The sequence below is a fragment of the Cohnella mopanensis genome, from assembly GCF_022352055.1.
Taxonomy (GTDB): domain Bacteria; phylum Bacillota; class Bacilli; order Paenibacillales; family Paenibacillaceae; genus Cohnella; species Cohnella mopanensis.
In genome coordinates this window covers 448,455-470,683 of sequence record NZ_JAKRWM010000001.1, presented here as the reverse complement: position 1 = coordinate 470,683, position 22,229 = coordinate 448,455, and the positions used below count along the sequence as shown (strand labels likewise).

Annotated in this window: 25 protein-coding genes and 1 tRNA gene; all 26 read right to left on the bottom strand. The window is 50.0% G+C overall.

Annotated features, from left to right (window positions below; all coding sequences use genetic code 11):
* Positions 1–132: 132 nt before the first annotated feature.
* The 26 genes from trpA to L3D05_RS02050 all read right to left on the bottom strand — a co-directional run bounded on the left by trpA (position 133) and on the right by L3D05_RS02050 (position 22,031).
* Positions 133–978, bottom strand: coding sequence for a tryptophan synthase subunit alpha (gene trpA / locus L3D05_RS02170; protein ID WP_239614177.1), 846 nt, complete (start codon positions 976–978; stop codon positions 133–135).
* Complete coding sequence (gene trpB / locus L3D05_RS02165) at positions 975–2,177, bottom strand: tryptophan synthase subunit beta (RefSeq protein ID WP_239614175.1); 1,203 nt, start codon at positions 2,175–2,177, stop codon at positions 975–977. Before trpB ends, trpA begins: the two co-directional genes overlap by 4 nt.
* Positions 2,174–2,860 carry a phosphoribosylanthranilate isomerase gene (locus L3D05_RS02160; RefSeq protein WP_239614173.1) on the bottom strand — a complete coding sequence of 229 codons (687 nt, stop codon included), beginning with the start codon at positions 2,858–2,860 and terminating at the stop codon, positions 2,174–2,176. Before L3D05_RS02160 ends, trpB begins: the two co-directional genes overlap by 4 nt.
* A complete protein-coding gene (gene trpC, locus L3D05_RS02155; RefSeq protein ID WP_239614172.1) occupies positions 2,857–3,663 on the bottom strand; it encodes an indole-3-glycerol phosphate synthase TrpC in 807 nt (268 codons plus the stop codon). Before trpC ends, L3D05_RS02160 begins: the two co-directional genes overlap by 4 nt.
* Entirely contained in the window at positions 3,653–4,699 is a 1,047-nt protein-coding gene (trpD, locus tag L3D05_RS02150; RefSeq protein ID WP_239614170.1) for an anthranilate phosphoribosyltransferase, read from the bottom strand. The genes trpC and trpD overlap by 11 nt, the downstream gene beginning before the upstream one ends.
* A 21-nt stretch (positions 4,700–4,720) precedes the next feature.
* On the bottom strand, positions 4,721–6,301 hold the full coding sequence (gene trpE, locus L3D05_RS02145) for an anthranilate synthase component I (protein ID WP_239614168.1): 1,581 nt from the start codon (positions 6,299–6,301) through the stop codon (positions 4,721–4,723).
* Between the two features lie 515 nt (positions 6,302–6,816).
* On the bottom strand, positions 6,817–6,951 hold the full coding sequence (locus tag L3D05_RS26360; protein ID WP_255807174.1) for a hypothetical protein: 135 nt from the start codon (positions 6,949–6,951) through the stop codon (positions 6,817–6,819).
* 165 nt (positions 6,952–7,116) lie between these two features.
* Positions 7,117–7,485: a chorismate mutase gene (gene aroH, locus L3D05_RS02140; protein WP_239614167.1), complete on the bottom strand. Its 369-nt coding sequence runs from the start codon at positions 7,483–7,485 to the stop codon at positions 7,117–7,119.
* Positions 7,482–8,597, bottom strand: a complete 1,116-nt coding sequence (gene aroB / locus L3D05_RS02135; RefSeq protein WP_239614165.1) for a 3-dehydroquinate synthase — start codon at positions 8,595–8,597, stop codon at positions 7,482–7,484. The genes aroH and aroB overlap by 4 nt, the downstream gene beginning before the upstream one ends.
* The gene (aroC, locus tag L3D05_RS02130; RefSeq protein WP_239614163.1) at positions 8,597–9,766 is read right to left on the bottom strand and encodes a chorismate synthase; all 1,170 of its coding nucleotides are present in this window, start codon (positions 9,764–9,766) and stop codon (positions 8,597–8,599) included. The genes aroB and aroC overlap by 1 nt, the downstream gene beginning before the upstream one ends.
* Before the next feature lie 103 nt (positions 9,767–9,869).
* The gene (locus L3D05_RS02125) at positions 9,870–10,031 is read right to left on the bottom strand and encodes a hypothetical protein (protein ID WP_239614162.1); all 162 of its coding nucleotides are present in this window, start codon (positions 10,029–10,031) and stop codon (positions 9,870–9,872) included.
* A 61-nt stretch (positions 10,032–10,092) separates the two neighbouring features.
* The gene (locus L3D05_RS02120; protein WP_239614161.1) at positions 10,093–10,914 is read right to left on the bottom strand and encodes a CheR family methyltransferase; all 822 of its coding nucleotides are present in this window, start codon (positions 10,912–10,914) and stop codon (positions 10,093–10,095) included.
* A 48-nt stretch (positions 10,915–10,962) separates the two neighbouring features.
* Positions 10,963–11,406 carry a nucleoside-diphosphate kinase gene (ndk, locus tag L3D05_RS02115; protein WP_239614159.1) on the bottom strand — a complete coding sequence of 148 codons (444 nt, stop codon included), beginning with the start codon at positions 11,404–11,406 and terminating at the stop codon, positions 10,963–10,965.
* Between the two features lie 86 nt (positions 11,407–11,492).
* Positions 11,493–12,467, bottom strand: coding sequence for a polyprenyl synthetase family protein (locus L3D05_RS02110; RefSeq protein ID WP_239614158.1), 975 nt, complete (start codon positions 12,465–12,467; stop codon positions 11,493–11,495).
* Positions 12,468–12,471: 4 nt separating this feature from the next.
* Positions 12,472–13,347: a menaquinone biosynthetic enzyme MqnA/MqnD family protein gene (locus tag L3D05_RS02105; protein ID WP_239614156.1), complete on the bottom strand. Its 876-nt coding sequence runs from the start codon at positions 13,345–13,347 to the stop codon at positions 12,472–12,474.
* Positions 13,340–13,981: a UbiX family flavin prenyltransferase gene (locus tag L3D05_RS02100; protein WP_239614154.1), complete on the bottom strand. Its 642-nt coding sequence runs from the start codon at positions 13,979–13,981 to the stop codon at positions 13,340–13,342. The genes L3D05_RS02105 and L3D05_RS02100 overlap by 8 nt, the downstream gene beginning before the upstream one ends.
* Positions 13,975–14,850, bottom strand: a complete 876-nt coding sequence (locus tag L3D05_RS02095; protein ID WP_239614152.1) for a UbiA-like polyprenyltransferase — start codon at positions 14,848–14,850, stop codon at positions 13,975–13,977. The genes L3D05_RS02100 and L3D05_RS02095 overlap by 7 nt, the downstream gene beginning before the upstream one ends.
* Positions 14,847–15,566 carry a demethylmenaquinone methyltransferase gene (locus L3D05_RS02090; RefSeq protein ID WP_439647929.1) on the bottom strand — a complete coding sequence of 240 codons (720 nt, stop codon included), beginning with the start codon at positions 15,564–15,566 and terminating at the stop codon, positions 14,847–14,849. Before L3D05_RS02090 ends, L3D05_RS02095 begins: the two co-directional genes overlap by 4 nt.
* A gap of 8 nt (positions 15,567–15,574) precedes the next feature.
* Positions 15,575–16,453, bottom strand: a complete 879-nt coding sequence (locus L3D05_RS02085) for a heptaprenyl diphosphate synthase component 1 (RefSeq protein WP_239614149.1) — start codon at positions 16,451–16,453, stop codon at positions 15,575–15,577.
* 101 nt (positions 16,454–16,554) lie between these two features.
* Positions 16,555–17,088: a hypothetical protein gene (locus L3D05_RS02080; RefSeq protein WP_239614147.1), complete on the bottom strand. Its 534-nt coding sequence runs from the start codon at positions 17,086–17,088 to the stop codon at positions 16,555–16,557.
* Positions 17,089–17,187: 99 nt separating this feature from the next.
* Positions 17,188–17,409 (bottom strand): trp RNA-binding attenuation protein MtrB, encoded by a 222-nt coding sequence (mtrB, locus tag L3D05_RS02075; protein ID WP_239614145.1) that lies wholly within the window; start codon positions 17,407–17,409, stop codon positions 17,188–17,190.
* Positions 17,410–17,521: 112 nt separating this feature from the next.
* A tRNA-Pro gene (locus L3D05_RS02070) sits at positions 17,522–17,598 on the bottom strand.
* A 272-nt stretch (positions 17,599–17,870) separates the two neighbouring features.
* The gene (gene hbs, locus L3D05_RS02065) at positions 17,871–18,143 is read right to left on the bottom strand and encodes a non-specific DNA-binding protein Hbs (RefSeq protein ID WP_182300606.1); all 273 of its coding nucleotides are present in this window, start codon (positions 18,141–18,143) and stop codon (positions 17,871–17,873) included.
* Between the two features lie 115 nt (positions 18,144–18,258).
* Positions 18,259–19,245 carry an ABC transporter permease gene (locus L3D05_RS02060; protein ID WP_239614143.1) on the bottom strand — a complete coding sequence of 329 codons (987 nt, stop codon included), beginning with the start codon at positions 19,243–19,245 and terminating at the stop codon, positions 18,259–18,261.
* On the bottom strand, positions 19,242–20,765 hold the full coding sequence (locus L3D05_RS02055; RefSeq protein WP_239614141.1) for a sugar ABC transporter ATP-binding protein: 1,524 nt from the start codon (positions 20,763–20,765) through the stop codon (positions 19,242–19,244). The genes L3D05_RS02060 and L3D05_RS02055 overlap by 4 nt, the downstream gene beginning before the upstream one ends.
* Before the next feature lie 114 nt (positions 20,766–20,879).
* Positions 20,880–22,031: a sugar ABC transporter substrate-binding protein gene (locus tag L3D05_RS02050; RefSeq protein WP_239614140.1), complete on the bottom strand. Its 1,152-nt coding sequence runs from the start codon at positions 22,029–22,031 to the stop codon at positions 20,880–20,882.
* Positions 22,032–22,229 lie beyond the last annotated feature (198 nt).

Genomic DNA, 22,229 nt, shown 5'->3' with positions numbered 1-22,229 from the left:
CGACAAACGGAGCGTTAAGCGCTCCGCCTGACGGCAGAACTTAGTCGCTCCGTATGGATATGTGTATTCTATTGTGACACATCAACGCTTCACTGTACAGATGGCATTAAAGGTAATTACGAAAAATGATGTTTAAGATGACGTGGTGCGAGGTTTCAAATCAGCGATGAAGTGCTGAACCGCTTGAATACCTTGCTCTCGCTCCGCAGGAATGGCGGAACTCAGCAACGGCAACGCCTCTTCGACTTGGCGTACGATCGCGCTTCCGACGATGACCCCGTCGCATTGCCCGGCAAATCGCTCCGCATGCTCGCGGGACGCAATCCCGAAGCCTACGCAGATCGGAACGGATGCGGCTCTGCGAACCGTGCTCAAGAAAGAATCGATCCCTTCATGGAACGTGGAACGCACGCCGGTAACCCCTAGCGAAGAGACGCAATATACGAAGCCTTTGGCATTCGCGGCAATGCGCTCCACCCGAGCTTCGGAAGTCGGCGCGACTAAAGGAATGAGATGGATACCGTTCGCTTCCGCGAGCGCCCTCGTCTCCGAATCTTCTTCGAGCGGCAAGTCGGGAATGATAACCCCGCTGAAGCCGTGCTCTTTCAATAAATCGAAGAAACGATCCAAGCCGAGTTGCAGGGCAGGATTGAAATAAGTGAATAGGATGAAAGGCATCTTGACGCCTTTATCCCTAGCCTTGGAAGCGACCGCCATGCAATCGGTAAGGCTAATCTTGTTCTTGAGCGCACGCTCGGAAGCGCGTTGAATGACAGGGCCATCCGCCAACGGATCGGAGTAGGGAACGCCCAGCTCGATCATATGCGCGCCCGCCGCTTCCGCTGCTTTAACGAGTTCAACCGACGTTTCCAAGTCCGGATCGCCCATCGTCATGAACGGAATGAGGGCTGTTTCGCCTTTAGCTTTCAGTTCCGCGAATACGGTATCGATCGCGTTAGGTGCAAGTGTCGTACTCATGATTGCTCCTCCTCAACTGCCAGATAAGACATAATCGATTCTACGTCCTTATCCCCACGTCCGGATAGGCTAACGACGATAATCTGGTCCTTATTCATCGTAGGGGCGATCTTCAGTACTTGCGCAATGGCATGCGCCGACTCCAATGCAGGGATAATCCCTTCCATTCGGGAAAGAATGCCTAGAGCGTCCAAAGCTTCTTTATCTGTAATCGGGACATACTCCGCACGTTTCGTGTCTTTAAGATACGCATGCTCCGGTCCGATTCCCGGATAGTCTAAACCCGCGGATATCGAATGAGCCGGCAATACCTGTCCGCCTTCGTCTTGCAATACATAGCTCATGGAGCCTTGGAAAACGCCCGGACGACCTTTCGTCATCGTTGCGGCATGCTCCTGGGTATCGACGCCTCGGCCAGCCGCTTCCACGCCAACCAATCGAACGCCTTCATCCTCGATGAACGGGTGGAAAATACCAATCGCGTTGCTTCCTCCGCCAACGGCTGCGACGACAACATCCGGCAATCGTCCTTCGGTTTCTTGAATTTGCTCCCTTGCTTCCAAGCCGATGATCCGTTGGAAGTCGCGAACCATCATCGGATACGGATGAGGACCCGTAACCGAGCCGAGAATGTAATACGTATCGTCAACGTGGCTTACCCAATAACGCAACGTTTCGTTACATGCATCCTTCAACGTACGGGTTCCCGAAGTGACCGGGATGACCTCCGAACCGAGAAGCTTCATGCGAAAGACGTTCAATTGTTGGCGCTTCGTATCCTCTTCACCCATGAATACCTTGCATTCCATGCCCATCAAAGCCGCTACCGTCGCCGTAGCTACGCCATGTTGGCCTGCTCCGGTTTCCGCGATCACCTTTTTCTTGCCCATCCGTTTGGCGAGCACGGCTTGTCCAATCGTATTGTTGATCTTATGAGCGCCCGTATGATTGAGATCCTCGCGCTTCAAATAAATCTTAGCCCCGCCAAGATGTTGGGATAGCCTCTCCGCGTAATAAAGCGGCGTCGGACGTCCGGAATACTGTTTCAGCAAATAGCGGACCTCATCTAGAAAATCCGAGTCATCCTTATACTTCTGATAAGCTTCCTCCAGCTCGATTAACGCGTTCATCAACGTTTCCGGTACGTATTTTCCGCCAAATGGACCAAATCGTCCGTGTTGATCAGGTACTTGACTCATGAGTATTTCACCCTTTCTACGAATGCGGTGATTTTATGCGAATCCTTCACCCCGTCTGTCTCCACACCGCTGGAGATATCGACGCCAACCGGATGATAAGTCGTTATTAATTCGTTTACGTTGCCTGGATTTAGTCCGCCGGCTATGAACAATTCCAGGCCATTGCGGATTGCCGCTTCCTGATAGGACGGAATAACGTCCCAACGAAAAGTTTTCCCCGTACCTCCGCCCGCCGTATCGAGCAGAATAGTAGATACCGCGCCTTTGTACGCATCCAGCCTTTGCGTTCCGCGGTCAGGCTGATTGGCCGTGTCTTCTAATATCGGTAACGCTCGCCAAACGTCCACTTTGAATCGTTCTCCCACCTGACGGCAAAATTCCGGAGTCTCGTCCCCGTGCAATTGTACGACGTCCAGCGAGACAACGGATAATGTCTCCGCAAGTTGTTCCAAAGTAGGATTGACGAATATTCCTACGGCAAGAGGAGGATTTCCAGAGGCCATCGGAATCTGCTTCACGACCGCCAGAAGCTCGGCCGCGCGCTCCGGCGTCAACTGCCGACGGCTTTTCGCGAACATGAAGCCGATATATTCGACCGGGAGTCCACTCATACCTTGCAGTGTCGCATCATCCATAATGCCGCAAATTTTTATCTTGGACGAACCGGAAACGGAAAAAGTCATTTTCCTGCGCCTTCCTTCGTGGCAGGACCGAGCAAGTCGTTTACCGCATCTTGAACATCTGCCTGACGCATAAAATGCTCTCCAATCAGAACGGCTTGTGCTCCCGCCTGACGAACGAACGCGATGTCATCCGTAGTCGATATCGCGCTCTCGCTAACCGCGACGATTCCTTTCGGCATAAGGCCGATCAATTGTTCCGTCACTTTCAAGTCCGTAACGAAAGTCTTCAGATCGCGATTGTTCACGCCGATCAGCGACGCTTTGCCGATCTCCAGCACCGTTTCCAGTTCCGGACGATTGTGCACCTCGACCAGTACGTCCAACCCTAAGTCACGCGCGAGCGTATAGAACGAAGAAATCTGGCTTTTCGTCAAGATAGCGGCAATGAGAAGAATCGCGTCCGCGCCGATCAATCGCGCTTCGTAAATTTGACGCTCGTCGATCGTGAAATCCTTGCGCAGCAGCGGTACTTTCACTTGCTCGCGAATTTGCTTCAAATACTCGTTGCTGCCTTGAAAATAATCGGTATCCGTCAGAACGGAAATACAATCCGTTCCTGCCTGTTCATAGGCTTGGGCTAAGCTAACCGGATGAAAATCCGGACGGATGAGCCCTTTCGACGGACTAGCTTTCTTCACTTCCGCAATGAGTCCGACCGGACGGTTGCGTCCGACCAATGCCCGCTCGAAACCACGGCAAGGTTGTAGATCCGCTATCGTTTTTTCCGCTTGGTTAATCGATAATGTTTGTTTAAGCGCCGATACCTCTTCCTTCTTGGTGGCGACGATGCGATCAAGAAACATGGCTCACTTCTCCCGTCGTTGTAATCCAAAGTTGCAATTTATTAGCCGCTGCTCCGGAGTCGATCGTTTCCGCGGCGATTCTAACGCCGTCCTGCAAGGAATCCGCGCGGCCGGCTACATATATGCATGCCCCTGCGTTCGCTAACACGACATCCCGATACGCACTCTTCTCTCCGCCCAGTACTCTGCGAATGATTAGCGCGTTCTCTGCCGCATTTCCGCCTTGGACCGCTCCAAGGGATACGGTCGACAATCCGAGCGACTCAGGTGTAATATCGTACGTCGTCACTTCTCCATTACGTAATTCGGATACCCGCGTCGGCGCCGACAAACTGATCTCGTCCAATCCGTCGTAGCTGCCCACGACCATCGCTCTCTTCAAGCCGAGCCTTGACAGCACTTCCGCAACCGCATCCGTGCGCGTACGGTCATATAGGCCGATGAGCTGAAGATCCGCGTTCGCCGGATTCGCCAATGGTCCTAGCATGTTGAAGATTGTCCGGATACCCAACTCGCGTCTAGGAGCCGCGGCATGCTTCAGGGCTGGATGATATAATTGGGCGAACATAAAGCAAATATCCGTCCTTTCGAGGCAAACCGCCGCTTGTTCGGCCGAGAGATTAATATTAACGCCTAGCGCTTCCAACACGTCCGCGCTACCCGCCTTGCCGGACATTGCCCTGTTGCCATGCTTGGCAACCCGAACGCCGGCCGCGGAAGCGATAATCGCCGATGCCGTCGAAATATTGAACTTATGAATGCCGGAGCCGCCTGTACCGCACGTGTCGAGCAGATCATGATTTTCCGTGGCGACATGGTTGGAGAACGCTCGCATCGCCTCGGCGAAACCTGTAATCTCGTCAACCGTTTCGCCTTTCATCCTGAGAGCAATTACGGTTGCTCCGATCTGCGCTGGAGTCGCCTCGCCTTGCATGATCGTCGTCATTACGCCGTATGCTTCGTCGCGCGTCAGATCTATGCTGCTCGTTAGTTTGGCCAATGCCTGAGGTAAGCTTATCGTTAGAGTGTCGCTCATATCGCTTGATACCCCTTCCCCTTAATCATAATCCAGATTCGTTCGGCGATCTCCTGCCAATACTGCCGGAAAATCAGTCGAACTGCGTTTAACGGTACCTGCCGGAGGAAATGCGGCTTCGGCGGCGCGGATCGCTTTGAGCATCCCTTTCGCTTTGTTCACCGTTTCCTCGTATTCGTTCTCCGGCACCGAATCCCATACGATTCCCGCACCGGCTTGTACATAAGCTTTGCCATGCTTGAAAATAATCGTCCGTATCGTGATGCACGTATTCAGATTACCCGAAAACCCAAGATAACCGATCGCTCCCGCATATGCGCCTCTAGCTTCGTTCTCCAAATCGGCTATGATTTCCATCGCCCGAAGCTTAGGAGCGCCGGAGACCGTGCCTGCAGGTAGGCAAGAAAGAAACGCATCGTAGAAATCTTTGTCCGGACGCAACTCGCCGGTTACGTTCGAAACGATATGCATGACGTGCGAGTAACGTTCGACTTCCATATAACTATCGCATTTAACCGACCCGTATGTGGACACTCGGCCTAGATCGTTTCGACCTAGATCTACTAGCATCACGTGTTCCGCTCGCTCTTTTTTATCCGCGAGCAATTCTTTCTCGAGTGCTAAGTCTTCCTCCGGCGTTTTCCCCCTTGGCCTTGTACCTGCGATCGGCCGGGTTTCGACTTTACCGTTGTCGACTTTGACCAAGAGCTCCGGTGACGTACCCACGACAACCTCGTCGTCCAATTTTAACACGTACATGTAAGGTGACGGGTTCATCGTTCTTAAGACGCGATACACATGCAGCGGATCTACTTCGGTTTCGATATGGAAGCGCTGTGACAACACGACTTGGAAAATGTCTCCGGCGCGAATGTATTCCTTCGCTTGGTTGACGTTGTCCAGAAATTGTTGCTTGGTCAGATTCGATGAAATTTCGCCGAGGTCCGGATCTTGCGGCGGAGCGCCTCGGGACGGCTGAACCGGTATCGGCTGCTGGATTCTGCGGATCGTATCATCTATGCCATTTAACGTCTCCCTGTAAGCAGCCTCGATGTTCGCATCGTTAGCTCCTTCCGGGATATGAACGTTTCCGATGACAAGCACATGCTGCTTGAAGTGATCGAACACGATAATCCGGTCGCAGAACATGAATTGCATGTCATCCATATTCAAGTCGTCTTTCTTATGCGGCGGAAGTTTTCTCTCGTAATACTGCAACAGATCGTAACCGAAAAATCCGATCGCCCCGCCAGTGAACGGAGGAAGCTCGGGCAACGCCGGGCTGCGGTAAGAGCGAAGCTTATCGCGAAGAACCTGTAGCGGTTCGTTCGTTTCGTGAGATTCCGTCTTGCCGTTCTGCTCCAAAGTGAGATGATTTTTCTTTAGCTTCAATACGAGAAACGGGTCCGTTCCGATAAAGGAGTATCTAGCCCATTTTACGCCGCCTTCAACACTCTCAAGCAAGAATGCGCGCTTATCGCGGCTAAGATGTTGGAACACCCGAATCGGTGTTTCCGTATCCGCGAGAAGTTTCCGGACTACCGGAATAACGTTATACTGCTGCGCCATTTCTTTAATCCCTTGAAGCTCTTGCTGGTCCATGGTTCATCTCTCCTTATGGACGTTCTAACGCCCCGGTGATTATCGAGTAAAATTGTATGTGCGTTGCGCGATGCTGATCGATTCACTCGTTATCAAGTAAAATCGGATATGCGGCAAAAATGCCATTAAAAAAGCACCCCTGCTCCGCAGAGATGCGCATAATTCGATAAGTTAGTTAGGCCTCCACCACATGCACAGCAACACTGCGCAAATGACACACGGCAACTCCGCTCATCTCATCTCTACTCGGCTCACATCTGCGTAAGTTGTCGTCCCTATGGCCGACCGTTCTGCAATGTGTAATATGCGTATAAATATAGCACCCCACAACACTTTTCGTCAACACACAAATTGGTAACTCCGTAGCTACTTATTCCTTCATCCTGCATACCGCGACTCTATTATGGATTTCGTTCCTACACTAACTATGCTTTCGGTTGGAGCTCCTTTCAACCGATTTAACGCGGCTTCAAAGCCGAATCGGAATGAATCGTCATATGCATCTATATAAGCCTTTACACCTGATAAAGTGATAATTTCCTTTCTCCTTCGCCTTGTTTCTTTAACTGTTCCAAACGCATACCTTGAGCCTGGCACATCTGTTCCTCCAACAGATGGACATACTCCCGTTCCGCTGACGAACTCGACATCCTAAACACTCCCTTGTTGGCGTATTCAAACAAAAAACGCCGTCCTCTCCGAAGAGAGAAACGGCGTGTGCTTCACGCATAATTGCAAAATAAGCATCAACTTAGATGATCAAGTAAGACAACAATTTACAAAGTTTGTTGCATGTTTGCGGTCCTGCGGTCTTACTACTTAACCACTAAATCTGGGCGAAGAGCTTGGGCTCTGTTGAGGTATACGTGACGGATGTCCTTCTGCGAAGCATCCGTATTCACGAGGACCATCAAGCGGATGCATTTTTCCAAGCTGCCTTTGACCGGCACTTCCAGGGAACACATGAGAGGCACGAGTTCCCAGCCTGCCATCTGGCGAATGGCGCGAGCAGGGAAAGTCGCATCCAGATCCTGAGTCACCGTGATGAACACACTAGCAATGTCTTCCGGCTCGAAGTGGTTCACCTCGCCGATTCCGTTCAATAATTCGATAGTCGCGTCCAAGATCGGACCTTCTTCATTTAATTCAACCGTAATGGCTCCCCGGATTCCCCTGACGCTCATGGTTGTTCATTCCCCTCTCTTAATCCGTCGACAATATCCGTAACCCACGAGGTTGATACATCGTTCCGAATTTCTACGCTTCCAATCGCAGTAGGAACGACGAAAACCATTTTACCTTCCGCGAATTTCTTATCATGCAACATCGCGCTCATGATCTCTTCCGTTGCGCAACTGTCCGGTATGCGCACCGGAAGTCCGAATTTCCGGAATATCCGTTCCGTCTCCGCGGCAATGTCCGCTGAATAGCCGAACTTCTCGGCCAAACGGGCCGATCCGACCATTCCGATCGCTATCGCTTCGCCGTGCACTAGCTCACCGTAACCCGCAACCGCTTCAAGCGCGTGGCCGATCGTATGACCTAAGTTGAGTATCGCGCGCAGATCGTTCTCTCGCTCATCACGGGAGACGACGATAGACTTTACCTTACAGCCTTCATACAAGGCATATCCAAGAGCCTCGGAATCCAATGCCAACAACTTATCCGCATTCTCGTCGCACCAGGCGACGAAATCTTCGTTCCAGATCAGACCGTGCTTGATGACTTCGGACAGTCCGGCGCGAACTTCCCTCATCGGGAGGCTTACCAATGTGTCGATGTCATACAGAACGAATTCCGGTTGGTGAAACGCACCGATAATATTTTTCGCCAAACGGTGATTAACCGCGACTTTACCGCCAACGCTGCTGTCATGCGCCAATATCGTCGTCGGGATTTGTACGAATCGAACGCCTCTCATGTAGGAGGCCGCTACGAATCCAGCCAAATCTCCGACAACTCCGCCGCCTAAAGCAATTACGGTAGATTTGCGATCCAGCCCGGCTTCCAATGCCGCTCCGACTAGTTCATCCAGCATCTCCAAGGATTTGGAAGTTTCACCGGAAGGAACGACTGCTGTCGTTACTTTGTAGCCAGCATTGGCAAGGGACTCCTCTACCTTCTCGGCATACAAGTCCACTACGGAACTATCCGTAACAAGCAAAATTGGCGACTTAACGGGAAATCCATGATCCTTAAAATACTGCCCGGTCAGAGCGATCAAACCTGTTCCAATATAGATCGGATAGGAACGTTCGCCAAGTTCGACCTTCAGCTCCCTCGTCCGGCTAGCCATTAATAAGCCTCCACTTGACTGAGGTAGCTATCTAGATTTCTTTGAATTTCGTCGATAGAATCGCCGCCGAATTTCTCTAGGAACGCTTGCGCCACTTCCCAAGCCACGACATGTTCCATCACGACGCTTGCCGCCGGTACGGCGCATGCATCGGAACGTTCTACCTGTGCCGTGAAGGCTTCCTTCGTATCGATATCTACGCTTGCCAAAGGCTTATACAACGTAGGAATAGGTTTCATAACGCCGCGAACGACGATCGGTTCGCCTGTCGTCATTCCGCCTTCGAATCCACCGGCTCTGTTCGACGCACGATGGAAGCCTTTATCCGCGGTATGCAAAATTTCATCATGCACTTTAGAACCCGGAATACGCGCTGCCTCAAATCCGATTCCGACCTCTACGCCTTTGAATGCGTTGATCGATACGACCGCTTGCGCGATTCTGCCGTCCAGCTTGCGATCCCATTGTACATGGCTTCCAAGGCCGACCGGCAATCCAGTCACGATGCATTCAACGACGCCACCGATCGTATCGCCTTCCGTCTTCATGCGATCGATTAGCTCTATCATTTTTTGCTCCGCTACTTTGTCCGCGACTCTAACTGGAGACTCTTCCGTCACAGCGATAAGCTCATCGATCGGTAAATTCGGCGAGGCGGCAACGACTTCGCCGATCGAAACGACATGACCCGCTACCTTGATTCCGAATCTCGCCAACAGCTGACAAGCGATAGCGCCAACGGCCACTCGGGCGGCAGTCTCGCGAGCGCTGGAGCGTTCAAGCACGTTGCGCAAATCCTTAAGGTTGTATTTCAATCCCCCATTCAGATCCGCATGACCGGGACGAGGACGGAATACGCGACGCTTCGATTCGTCGGTACCTTCAACCGGCTCAACGTTCATGACCGACGTCCAATGCTTCCAATCTTTATTTTCGACTACGACCGCCACTGGCGCTCCCGTCGTGCGCCCATGCCGAACACCGCCGACGATTTGGGCGGTATCTGTCTCGATCTGCATGCGGCGACCACGTCCATGGCCTTTCTGACGGCGTTGCAATTGAAAATTCAATGCTTCGAAATCAAGCTCTAGATTGCTCGGTAATCCTTCGATAATGGCAGTAAGCTGCGGGCCGTGTGTTTCCCCGGCAGTCAAATAACGTAAACTCAATTTAGGTTCCTCCCAATTAGCAAGCCTCTATTATCCACCCAAGCCGTGAACATCTTTGATCATTATAGTACAGCGTTAAAGCGTTTGACAAGAAAACAGCCCGTCATGTACGGACGGACTGTTTCTTATTCGTTTTCGAGTGAAGCCCTCGCGACTCCCTCATATATCCGAGCAACTCTACGTTGTCCAAACCTAATATCTGCGCGCATTCCTGCACGGAAATCAACCCTCGCCTATATGCGGCAATGACTTTGCGTTTGTCCATGGTCCCCTCCGTGTGGGCTTGAATAGCCTTATTATCGGTTGGGAGCCTATTTAGCATACGCTTAAATCATCCGGCGGTAAAAAAAAGTATCAGCCGTTTCCAAGCCGTATTGGCCCGGAGAGAAAATCTGTTCCGTGCTGCCTACGAACAACAATCCGCCCGGCTTAAGCGCTTGGGCAAATTTGCCGTAGAGGATATGTTTCGCTTCTTCCGTAAAATAAATCATAACATTCCGGCACACGATCAAATCGTACTTATCGCCGAATTTGTCCAGCAGAAGATTTTGCTTCTGGAGCTTTACCGCTTTTTTCAGCTTGTCCGAAACTTTATAGGCACCGTCGGCAGCTGTGAAATATGTATTCTTGTAAGAAACCGGGACGTCCCGTAAGGATCTCTCCAAATAGACGCCTACCTTGGCTTTCTCCAATACTCCCTCGTCAATATCCGTAGCGACCAGGGAAGCGCGGTCCAACACGTTCATGGAATCCAATATCATCGCAAGCGTATAGGGCTCTTCTCCCGTTGAACAAGCGGCGCTCCAGATGTTAAGCCGTGGCGACGTTTTCATAAGCTCCGGGAGAAACTTGTCTTTCAGCACTTGCCAACGGTTCGGATTGCGCCAAAATTCGGAGACGTTAATCGTCATGCGATCAAGGAATTCATTTCTTAATCTCGCATCCGCGGATAAAGCCGCGAAATAATCGGCAAAAGATTTGTAGCCGTATTTCATACGTAATGTCGTAAGTCGACGTCGCATCTGACTTTCTTTGTATTGCGATAGATCGATGGAAGTCAGACGCTTAATATTAACGATAAAACGGGCGAAATCCTCGTCCTCTGACGGAAGGGAAGTCGCGCTTAAACCGAAAAGATGGTCTCCCATGACGTCTGCTCTCCCCTGAGCGGTATTGTGTCCATTACCACTGATGAATTAGATCCACACTTGAATCGCTTTATCGTAGGGTACAAGTTCCTCATCGGTGAAAAAGATACGGATTTCACGTTGTGCGTTCTCGTGGGAATCCGATCCGTGGATGAGATTGAAGTTCGTATGTATCGCGAAATCGCTGCGAATCGTTCCCGGTGCCGCCTCAAGCGCATTGGTCTTGCCAATCATCGCGCGGGACAATCCAACGGCCTGATCCCCTTCCCAAACCATAGCGAATACGGGTCCGGCAGTGATAAAATCGAGCAGCCTATCATAAAAATCTTTGCCTTTATGCTCAGCGTAGTGCTGTTGCGCTCTTTCCAAAGAAACACTCATGAGCTTGGCACCGATCAACTTCAATCCTTTGCGTTCGAAACGGCTGACGATCTCGCCGATCAATCCCCGTTGCACTCCGTCGGGCTTGATCATTAAAAAGGTTCTCTCCATTAAGCTCTCTCTCCTTCCGTCTATAGCAACAATGCTTCAGTTACTTAACGATATCGTATTTTTCATTTTACCATAACCGAGCAAATCTAATAACTTCGTTTCGCCACAAAACGGGCAATATCAGCCAAATTACGCTTGGCCGGAATGTCCGGCAAACCCTCAAGAGCTTTCAAAGCTTTGGTTATGTAGCGATCGGCCATTTCTTCAGCGGTTTTGATCCCACGGCTAGAGCGCACAAGCTTAACTGCAACGGTTGAATTCGCTGAGCCCTCATTATCGCGAATAGTGTCGATTTCCTTCAACAACTGCTCTCTCAGCGAATCTTCTTGAAGGGCATACAGAACCGGCAACGTGATATTCCCTTGCCTCAAATCGTTGCCGGGAGGTTTCCCGATCGCTTTCTCCGTTCCGCAGAGATCTAGCAAGTCATCCGAAATTTGAAAGGCCATACCCAAGTTGTATCCGAATCGATACAGTGCATTGCTTGTTCGTGCCGGCGCATCGGTTGCCATTGCACCGAGTTGGCAACTAATCGCGATGAGCAATGCGGTTTTCCGCCTGATTCTGCGCAAGTAATTACGAACGCTTTGCTCTACATTGAAGAAATCGCGAATTTGCTCCATTTCGCCGATGCACATTTGAACCATTGCCCCAGCCAAAATTTGATGAATCCGCGGATTGTCTAAATCCGAAATGACAATTAGAGCTTTCGCGTAAATATAATCTCCCGTATACATGGCGATACGGTTATCCCATTTCGACTTGACGGTCAATTGTCCGCGGCGCGTCTCGGCGTCATCGATGACATCGTCATGCACCAAAGATGCCATATGAATAAGTTCCAATGGCACGGCAACCTTCTTAAGCGTCTCTATCGAGTAAGTGCCGAATTTGCCCGACAGGAGAACGGATATGGGGCGAATCCGTTTTCCTCCCGCTTTAAGCAAATGTAGCGAGGTTTCGCTAAGAATAGGCAGATCGGACGTAACCGTTAGCACCATTTGGTCTTCAATCGCTTGCAAATCCGATTTCATCGCGGCATAGAGCTGTAATAATTTCATTTGTTCACCTGCAATTAGGAAGAGTATCGATCACGTTTAGGCCTGGCAACTCCAGAAGTTCGAATTCGTTCGCCATCAGCCCAAGCTCTCTTGCGTATCGGAAGTACAACTGAAGGCCGGCTTTCTGTTCAGGCCCGAAGTCGTGACATAAGTTCGCGAAATAGTTGTGCCAATACTCCGAAGTGCCGCCGATTTGACTCATGGCTTTCGAGACAATCGGTTCCATGTTCCGGTATGATTTATTTTTGCTTTCTAACAAATTCTCGTAAATATTTTGAATCGCTAGCGGTGAACGGTGGGCGGTTTCTTTGTGAACGGCCCATACTGCGTAGGTCATCCAATGTCCTGTCCATATATTCCATACTTCGCCCAAATCCAATACCCGGTAACCTTGCTTCATCCAAGAAGCCCGGATCGCATGATCGCCAATTAGCAGCGCAGCGTCCGCATTCTCCAGCATACTTTCTAAAGAAGGCTCAGCGTCCTCGTAGGTGGGTTTACCGCCATAAAATTTCTCCATAATAATTTTCAATAAATTAACGGAAGTGGCGGAAGTGGTCGTGAGTGCGATTTTACCATGAATGACTTCTTCTAACGGTGACTTCAGGAAGAGCAATATCGATTGCACTCGCCCATAGGAGCTTACCGACAAATTAGGAAGCAAATAGTAAGAGTCCGAAGATAAGCCATAAGCGTAAGAGGATATGGCGGCCATATCGATCTCGCCGGCTCTGAGCTTGCGGTTCAAGGTCGCCGGCATATCGGAATGTATCTCCGTTGAAAAAGGGAGCTCGCCGGGATCGAAGTGGTGGAATACGGGCCAAGCGTTCGTATAAGATATTCGGCCGAGCTTAATCGGCCGCTCGAGTTCATTATTCATTGGGTTGTCCCCATCTTTTGTATAGATTATGTTCGATGCCCATGTTATCCATGACTTTGCCTACCATGAAGGAAACGATATCCTCCAAGGTTTGCGGACCTTGATAAAATGCAGGCATAGCCGGAATGATTCGAACTCCTAGCCTAGCCAGCTTGAGCATGTTTTCCAGATGTATCGCATGAAGCGGTGTCTCTCTAGGAACGATCAGCAATGGCCGACCTTCCTTCAGCATGACGTCCGCCGCACGGGTAAGCAAATTAGTCGAAGCGCCGTTTGCGATCGCGGATAGCGTGCCCATGGAGCATGGAATAATAACCATTCCCTCGCAGCGGAATGAGCCGCTTGCGATACTCGCTCCAATGTCATTAAGCGGATGATAAGTCATCCGCCCTTCTGTTAACGCTTGTTCGAATGCACGGTTTAAACAGTCTGTCCGGTGAGAAGCGTCCCAACCTAACTCTTCTTTAAGCACGCGCCAGCCCGCATCCGAGATGACGAGGTGTAGATGAAAACCGGCATGAAGCAATTCCCGGCATAGAGTAATCCCATATATCGCGCCACTCGCTCCGGTAATCCCGACGACCCATCGTGTCGGCTGAGCGGACTGGGTCGGTACGGTCGTTCTTGTTACCACGACCTCACCACCACTAAGTCAATGAATGTGAACACGAAAATAACCGCGCTAAGAACTCCGTTCATCGTAAAGAACGCAGCATTCAGCTTGCTTAGGTCATTAGGCTTTACAAGCCTATGCTCATACAACAATATCACCGCGGCGACAATCGTGCCCGCAAAATACCACCAGCTTAAGTCGGTCATCACAAGCAGAAGCGCGAACCCGGCAGCGGTTAAGGCATGAAGCGCACGTGCGATTCCGAGAGCGCGCGCGATCCCGAATCTGGCCGGAATGGAATGCAAGCCTTCTTCACGGTCGAAATCAACGTCTTGGCAAGCATAAATAACGTCAAATCCAGCCGTCCATAGCGAAACCGTAATGTAGAGAATAATTGCCGTCCACGTTACGCCACCCGTTACGGCTACCCATCCGCCAAGCGGCGCCAAGCCGATCGTTAAGCCAAGCACGAGATGGCATGCCCAAGTAAATCTTTTGGTATAGGAATAAATGACCATGAAAAATACGGCAAGCGGTAACAGTTTGACAGCTAAGCTATTCAATTGAGCAGCTGCCCAGAACAGCAATACGAATGAGATAACGATAAAGATAAGAACGTCTTTCGATTTTAACAAACCTGCCGGAATGGCTCTCATAGCCGTTCTTGGGTTACGTCCGTCGATCACTTTGTCAATGACGCGGTTAAGCCCCATTGCCGCCGTGCGAGCCCCGACCATCGCAAGCAGTATCCATCCGCATTCGCCCCAATCCGGCAGTCGCCGTTCTACGGTAACCGCACCTAGGATCGCACCAACGAATGCGAACGGCAGAGCGAAAAGCGTATGCTCGAATTTAATCATTTCCAGAAAAACGCGAAGCTTGGAGATCATGTGCCTTCATTTCCCTTCGTACCGATGTGCAACGCCGCAACTCCACCCACAAACGGATAAGCTTTCACGTTGCGCATTCCGACCGTGCGAAATAACTCCGCCAATTCCTGCAAGTCCGGGAATGTCTTCAGAGACTCCGGTAGCCATTGATATTGCTCATATCTTTTTACGAACCATTTGCCAAGTAAAGGAAGCAGTTTCTCGAAATAAAAATAATAAATGCTCTTGAAGGGCTGCCACGTCGGCTTGGATGTGTCCAAACAAACGATTTTGCCGCCCGGCTTCACGACTCTTTTCATTTCCTTAAGCGTTTTGACGTAGTCGGGAACGTTCCTTAATCCGAAGCCTATCGTAACGTAGTCGAACGAATTGTCTTCGAACGGCAGTTCCATCGCATTGCCCTGGATAAGCGTTATTTGCTCTCCCAAGCCCATCTTATCGACTTTAGCCTGTCCGATATCGAGCATGTTGCGGCTGAAATCAAGTCCGATTGTTTTCCCTTTTCCGCTGGCTTTTGCAAGTGCTATCGTCCAATCGCATGTCCCGCAACAAAGATCAAGCGAAGTTTGGCCTGGTTGTACATTCATCTTGCGCATCGTGAACCGACGCCAAGCTTTATGCCTTCTGAAACTAATGATGTTATTCATCATATCGTACTTGGGCGCAATGCTCTCGAAAACCTCGTGAACGTGCTTTGTTTTTGATTCCGCGTCCATCATGATCGTTATCCCAGCTCCTTCAATGCGGTTGCCCGTTGCTGTCCCGTTGCCTCCAGGAAAGGTTCAAGCAAGGGTTGCAGTTCGCGCAACAACTTGTCCGATTGGAGCTTCTGTAGCAACGATTGCAGTTGTCCGGTCGATTGGCGCAGCATAACGCCCAATTTGCCCGCGATGTCATATTTATTCAATAAGGCCATGATCAGGTTAGGGTCATCACGATGCTCCGTAACCATTCGCCGATCTTCCTCCGTACCTTCATGAAGAATGTGCCAGATGCCCCAGCTGCTATCAAGCGAGTCCATCTTATCGATCTTGCGAAGCTCTTTAAGCAGCACTTCGCATCGGCTGAACCGCTCCACGAGCTCTGGCCACAGCCTTGCGTATAACCCGCTCATAAAGCCTGTAAACGAGAGGAAAAGCCCAGATTTAAGCTCTGTGCCGTAATGGAGATATTCTTCTGCGTTCAATTTCATTTGCTTCATCTTGCCATACAGGTTCATCTTAATTTGATTAATATTGCAAATGGCTTCGCTTAGGCGGCGAGTCGTATCGATCTGCCCCGCAAGCGATAACAAGTGATAAAACCGACTGCTAAAATAATCTCCTGCAAGCACCTTCAACTGCTGCGCCCGCATGCTCAACATTCCGCTTTGGGTAGAATTGTCCGTATTCTCAACCATGTCGTGGGTATCTAACCCCATCTGTACAAGCGAAGTCACGACCGAAAGCAGGTCCTTATGCGGAACAGCGCTTGGCTGATGGCTAAGCACGGTGTATAACAAAGAAACCCTGCCCTCCGGGAATTCCGGCAATTCCGTGTGCAGACTGATCATGTCGTGATTCATGTATTTGTTAGCCATCTGGGTAAATCTTAATCTATTCATTGCTTCCGCCTCCGAACACGCTGCCAGGCACCTTATACTACTAAGTCATTTCGATCATTATAACATAACCGAGATGGGCTCGCATAAGCCTAGGACTTTGTTCATGAATTTGCAAAATTTGCGATCCATCTCTTGCCGGATGAAGTCACCGAGAACCGCAAGTTCTCGTTCGACTCATCCCCTATTTTAAAAGTACCGCGATTAATCTCGGCTAACTGCGTTTCCGACCAGTCGGTCTTACGGGTCTCCGCCGCAAGTAGCAAACGATGATCCCCGACCTCCGAGAACACTCTGATTAACACGTGTTTGACATTATTGACTTCCGAATAAGAAAAAATAATCATTTTGCCGATATCCGCCCAAACCTCGGCAGGATCTCCTCCTTGCAAATCAATCGTAAGGATCGCATGATCCCAGCCTACTTTAACCAACCGATTGTGCAGAGGAAGCTTAGCTAATCTATCCACCATATTGTCGTCCGTCAGCCATTTCGCGTCATTAGGTTTAAACACGGCTACAGACTGGCGACGCTGCTCGAGATCTTGTTCAACACTTGGAATTTGACTCAGTAAAAGCACAACGAGAATCCCCGAAATAATCAAGATCCCCCATTGTTTGATCGGAAACATGGGCATGGCGATTTCCCCTTTCTGGAGAAGCTCTTCCTTACCCATTGTACAAAGAAAAAGGGCAGGCTATGCCTGCACTCCTTGGAGAGATAATCGATAAATCAGCTATACATCCGTATCGATCGTCCCGTGTTTAGTCATAATCGTTGCTTTGCCTCTAATCTTCATAGCGGAAGTGTGATCCGTAAATTGAACGAGCAATACCTCGCCTTTGTCCAGTTTCTCCGTGTGATGAAACTTCGTGTCTTGGCCGCGGGTTAGACCGATGACCTGTACCCCGGCGTCTTTAGCCTTAATGACGATATATTCTTGTTGATTCGATTCCATAGCTCATAGAACCTCCAATCTTAGTGTTCGAATCGTTGAAGATCGGCTAACCGTCAGAAAAAAATAGCTTTCTCACATCATCCGCGCGAGAAAGCAGTCTACTAATATGTAATGGTCGGAACGGAGAGATTCGAACTCTCGACCTCACCCACCCCAAGGGTGCGCGCTACCAGGCTGCGCCACGTCCCGATTAAAGTCGGCTTAGCTTCGCAATTTACGTTTGTTTGACGGGGTATTTAAGACAATTATTCCTTATGTAACCTACATCCCGCTCGATTCAAGCGTAATTATAGCATATTGCCGATTACCCCGGCAAGGGACTGGGACGATTCGAACGTTCACCTCTTTTTGAAGATACAAGGCGAATCTATGAGTAAAAATCGAATAACGAAATAGGGTGCATCCTAGTTCAACTAGGATGCACCCTATCGTAAACAGCAGTTCTCAGCTAAGATTACATCTTATTTGATGCCGTCTTTAAGCGCTTTACCCGGCTTGAATGCGGGAATCTTCCCTGCCGGAATTTCGATTTCGACACCCGTTTGCGGATTACGTCCTTTACGCGCGGAGCGTTCGCGAACTTCAAAGTTACCAAATCCTACGAGTTGTACTTTATCTCCGTTCTGAAGAGCTTCGGAAATAACGTCAAAAACAGCGTCAACCGCTTGAGTCGCATCCTTCTTGGACAAATCGGCCAATTCGGCCACTTTGGAGATCAATTCGGTTTTGTTCATTGCATTCACCTCCCATAACGGCACAATGGCATAGTATCTGTTTATCCGTTTCACAAGAAATTATACACTTGCTAATCGCGAAGTTTCAAGCGTGGCGCGATTTTCAAGCCTTTCGTCACGCTTTTCTGCGATTCAAATGGATGAAAGTGACAGCGAGAGCAAGTACCAATACTGCCCCTTTGATAATGTCGTTCGTGTAATATTGCACGTTCATCATCGTCAATCCGTTCACGAGCACGCCCATAAGCACGGCGCCAAAGAACGTACCGATAATGTTAGGCCGTCCCGCAGCGAACACGGAGTATCCCACGAACACAGCGGCAACCGATTCCATGAGCATCGGAGCACCCGCATCAATCTGGCCCGATCCGATTCGCGACGCGAACAGAATTCCCCCGATTGAAGCGAAAATGCCGGACGCGACATAAGCGAGCGTACGAACCCGTTTCACTTTAAGTCCGGATAATCTCGCAGCTTCTTCGTTACCGCCCGTCATGATCATTTGCCGCCCCCAACGGGTGTACTTGAAGAAGACATGGGCCGCAATGACGGCCAGCAGCATAAGAATAACGGGAAACGGTACGCCAAAGAGCTTCCCTTGTCCGATCCACAAAAATTCCTTGCTCATAACGCCGGGCGCGGTAGTCCCGTCCTGCATAGGCATATTGTTATAGATAGAATAGCCTTTGGTGTAGGTTTTATGAATTCCGTTTACGATGTACATAACGGCCAAAGTCGCCAATAAGTCCGGTATTCGGATTTTCACGATCAATAACGCATTTAACAAGCCGACAGCAGCGCCAACAACAATTGGAACGATCAGCACAACGATCAGTGGCATCTCGAACCAAACCATCATAGTCGCCGTGAGAACGGTCGATAACGAGACGGTAGATCCGACGGAAAGGTCGAACCCGTCTACGGTAAGGGAGATCGTCACCCCGATTGCGACGAAGGTCACGATGGAGATGGAGCGAAGAATATCCGTTAGGTTGTTGTAAGTGAAAAAGTACTCGTTCCTAATCGAGAAAAACAAAATGACTAACCCGATGAACACGAGTGCGCCATATTTGAATGTAAACGGCAGCAGATGTTTTTTCACGCTAATTCCTCCCGACCCGCGCTGGCATACAACAATAGATCCTCTTGCGTCGCTTCGCCGCGGTTGAATGATTTTACGATGGCCCCGTCGCACATGACGAGAATTCGATCCGCAAGCCCCAGCGCTTCAGCGAACTCGCAGGTCAAATATACGATTCCCTTGCCTTGCTGCGCGAGTTTGCCGATAATTCGGAAAATATCGCTCTTCGCACCGATGTCAACGCCTTTCGTCGGCTCGTCGAAGAGATAGACGTCCGCTTCCGTCCCTAACCATTTGCCGATGGCAACCTTCTGTTGGTTACCTCCGCTTAGAAATGCGGTCAATTGGGATACCGAAGACGCTTTAATGCCAAGCCCGGCAATTTGCCCGTTAGCGTGTTCACGTTCCGCCTTTCCGGACAAGAAACCAAGGCGGCTAATTGAGCCCAGAATCGGCAAGCTCAAATTATGTAGAACGGATTCCCTAACGAGAATCCCTTCCTTGCGCCTCTCCTCCGGAATTAACGCGATACCCGATTGAACCGCGCCAGACGGACTGCTCAGATTGGCAGGCTTGCCGGCAATGGTAACCGTCCCTCGATCCGCGGGATCCGCACCGAATAATACCCGGGACAGTTCCGTCTTTCCCGCGCCGACTAGACCGACGACCGCCACGATTTCACCGCGACGCACTTCAAGATCTACGCCGCGAACGCGTCGTCCCGCATCGAGCCCTTGAACAGACAGCACGGGGTCGCCAATGTGTGCCGGAAGCTTCGGAAATTCTTCTTCAAAGCTTCTTCCGAGCATCGCTTTCACGACACCCGACATGTCGATATTTCCCTTGAGCTCGGTAAGAACTCGCTCGCCATCGCGCATCACGGTTATCCGATCGCATATTCGAAATACTTCCGGCAAGCGATGGGAGATGAAGATGACTCCAATTCCCGCTTTCTTCAAGCCTTGCATAATCTCGAACAGCTTATCGGCCTCTTCCAGGCTAAGCGGCGCGGTCGGTTCGTCGAGAATGACGAATTTGGCTTTCTCGGCAAGCAACCTTGCGATAAGCACCAACTGCTTCTCCGACAACGTCAAATCGCGGACTAATGCTCTTGGAGATAAGGTCAGTCCGATTTGGTCTAAAACCGCTTTGGCCTCTTCATGAAGCTTGCCCCACTTCAACCAAGCCTTACCTTTAGAAGAAGCTAACTGATCGAGGAAAATATTTTCCGAAACGCTAAGATGGGAAACCAGAGAAGTATCTACTTCTTGATAGACGCAGTGGATGCCGGCATTTTTGGAATCCGCGGGGGAACGGAACGCGAAGGAACCGCTTTCCAATTCGATCATGCCTTCATCCGTCTCGTATGCTCCCGACAGAATTTTCATTAAAGTGCTTTTACCTGCGCCATTCGCTCCGAGCAAAGCGTGGATTTCCCCGCCCTTAACGTTGAAATCCACGTTTTTCAGCGCAGCAACCCCAGCGAAAGCTTTAGAAATGTTCCGCATGTTCAATTCAGAGACCTTGTGAATCGTTGTCATCGGTGGCCGTCTCCTTTCCGGATAGAGCATTATGGAATGGGCTACTGACAGCAGGAAACGGCGCGGTTAATATCCGCGCCGTGCCATGCCTAACCTTACGATAATCGTATCCGATTATTTCGCTCCAACGGAAGCTTCAAGTTCTTTCAGGTAATCGGTATTTCCAAGATCGCTGCTGCCCCATCCTTCAACATACTGGGAAAGCTCAGCGGTCGTAATGACTTTGTCTTTCGGAAGAGCATCGCGGTGTACGAATACCGGTTCAAGCTGAACGACCGGTTCAGTCGTGTCGCCATTGAGTTTTTGGTACAAGAATCTTACTTGCACGGTTCCGATCGAAGTCGGATCAACCGCTGCGGAAGCAACCCACGGGCTAGTCGGATCTTGAATCATTTTCAAATCTTCGTCGCTAAGATCGATGCCGTATACTTTGATTTCATCGCGGCCAGCTTGCTTGATGGCATTAGCTGCGCCTTTAGCGAATTCATCCCATGCTGCCCAAACAGCCGTGATATCGCCTTTGTTCGGATATTGTTTCAAGACCGCTTCCAGTTTATTCTGCGTGTCCAATTGCGGGTTGCTTGCATCGCCAAAAGCAGCGATTTCTTTGATGTCCGGATATTTCTGCGTGAAAGCTTTGTAAGAAATTTGACGGCTCTCCATTGGAGGGAATCCCGCTACCCATACTTTAACGATGTTCCCTTTACCGCCTGCTTCTTCAGCAAGTTTCTCAAGGGTGAACTCCGCTAATTGCTGATCGTTCTGCGCAAGGTTCGTAATGCCTTCGAACGATTGAAGACCGGAATCGAATGCCACGATTGGAATTCCAGCTTCTTTGGCTTTGTTCAAACCGTTCGTAAGAGCTGCTGCATCGCCGTGATCGATTAGAATACCATCGAACTTCTGGTTAACGGCGGAATCCAGGTTAGCGGACATTTTGGCCAAATCGTTCTCGGAAGCTAGAACCGTTACTTGTCCTCCGAATTTCTCGACTTGTTTCTTTACTCCGTCAACGTATTGAGCGGAAAATGTTCCTGTGTTGAAACGCATAACGAGTGCGATTTTCTTGCCTTTCAACGCATCCACGGAAGATGCGCTTTCCGAAGGTTCGGATGATGCGGATGATGTAGCCGATGCCGGAGCGGAGCTTTCAGCATTTTTCTCTTCCTTATTGCCGCAAGCCGCAAGCACCAATACGAATACGAGTGCCAATGCGAGCCAAGTGCCTTTGAATTTTCTTTGTGTCAACTTAATCTGCCTCCCCATTCTCTCTTGCCTAATATGATAAAATTACTATAAACGGTTAATCCGAGTATGTCAATCGGTTTTTAAGAATTAATGAAAATCTATGAAAATAAGGAGATTCGCTTCAAATATAGAATAGAGTCTCAAAAAGGCAACATCCATCATTCTAGGGCATTTCTACAGCGCTGACAAGGATAATACGAGGAAATTACGAGAATC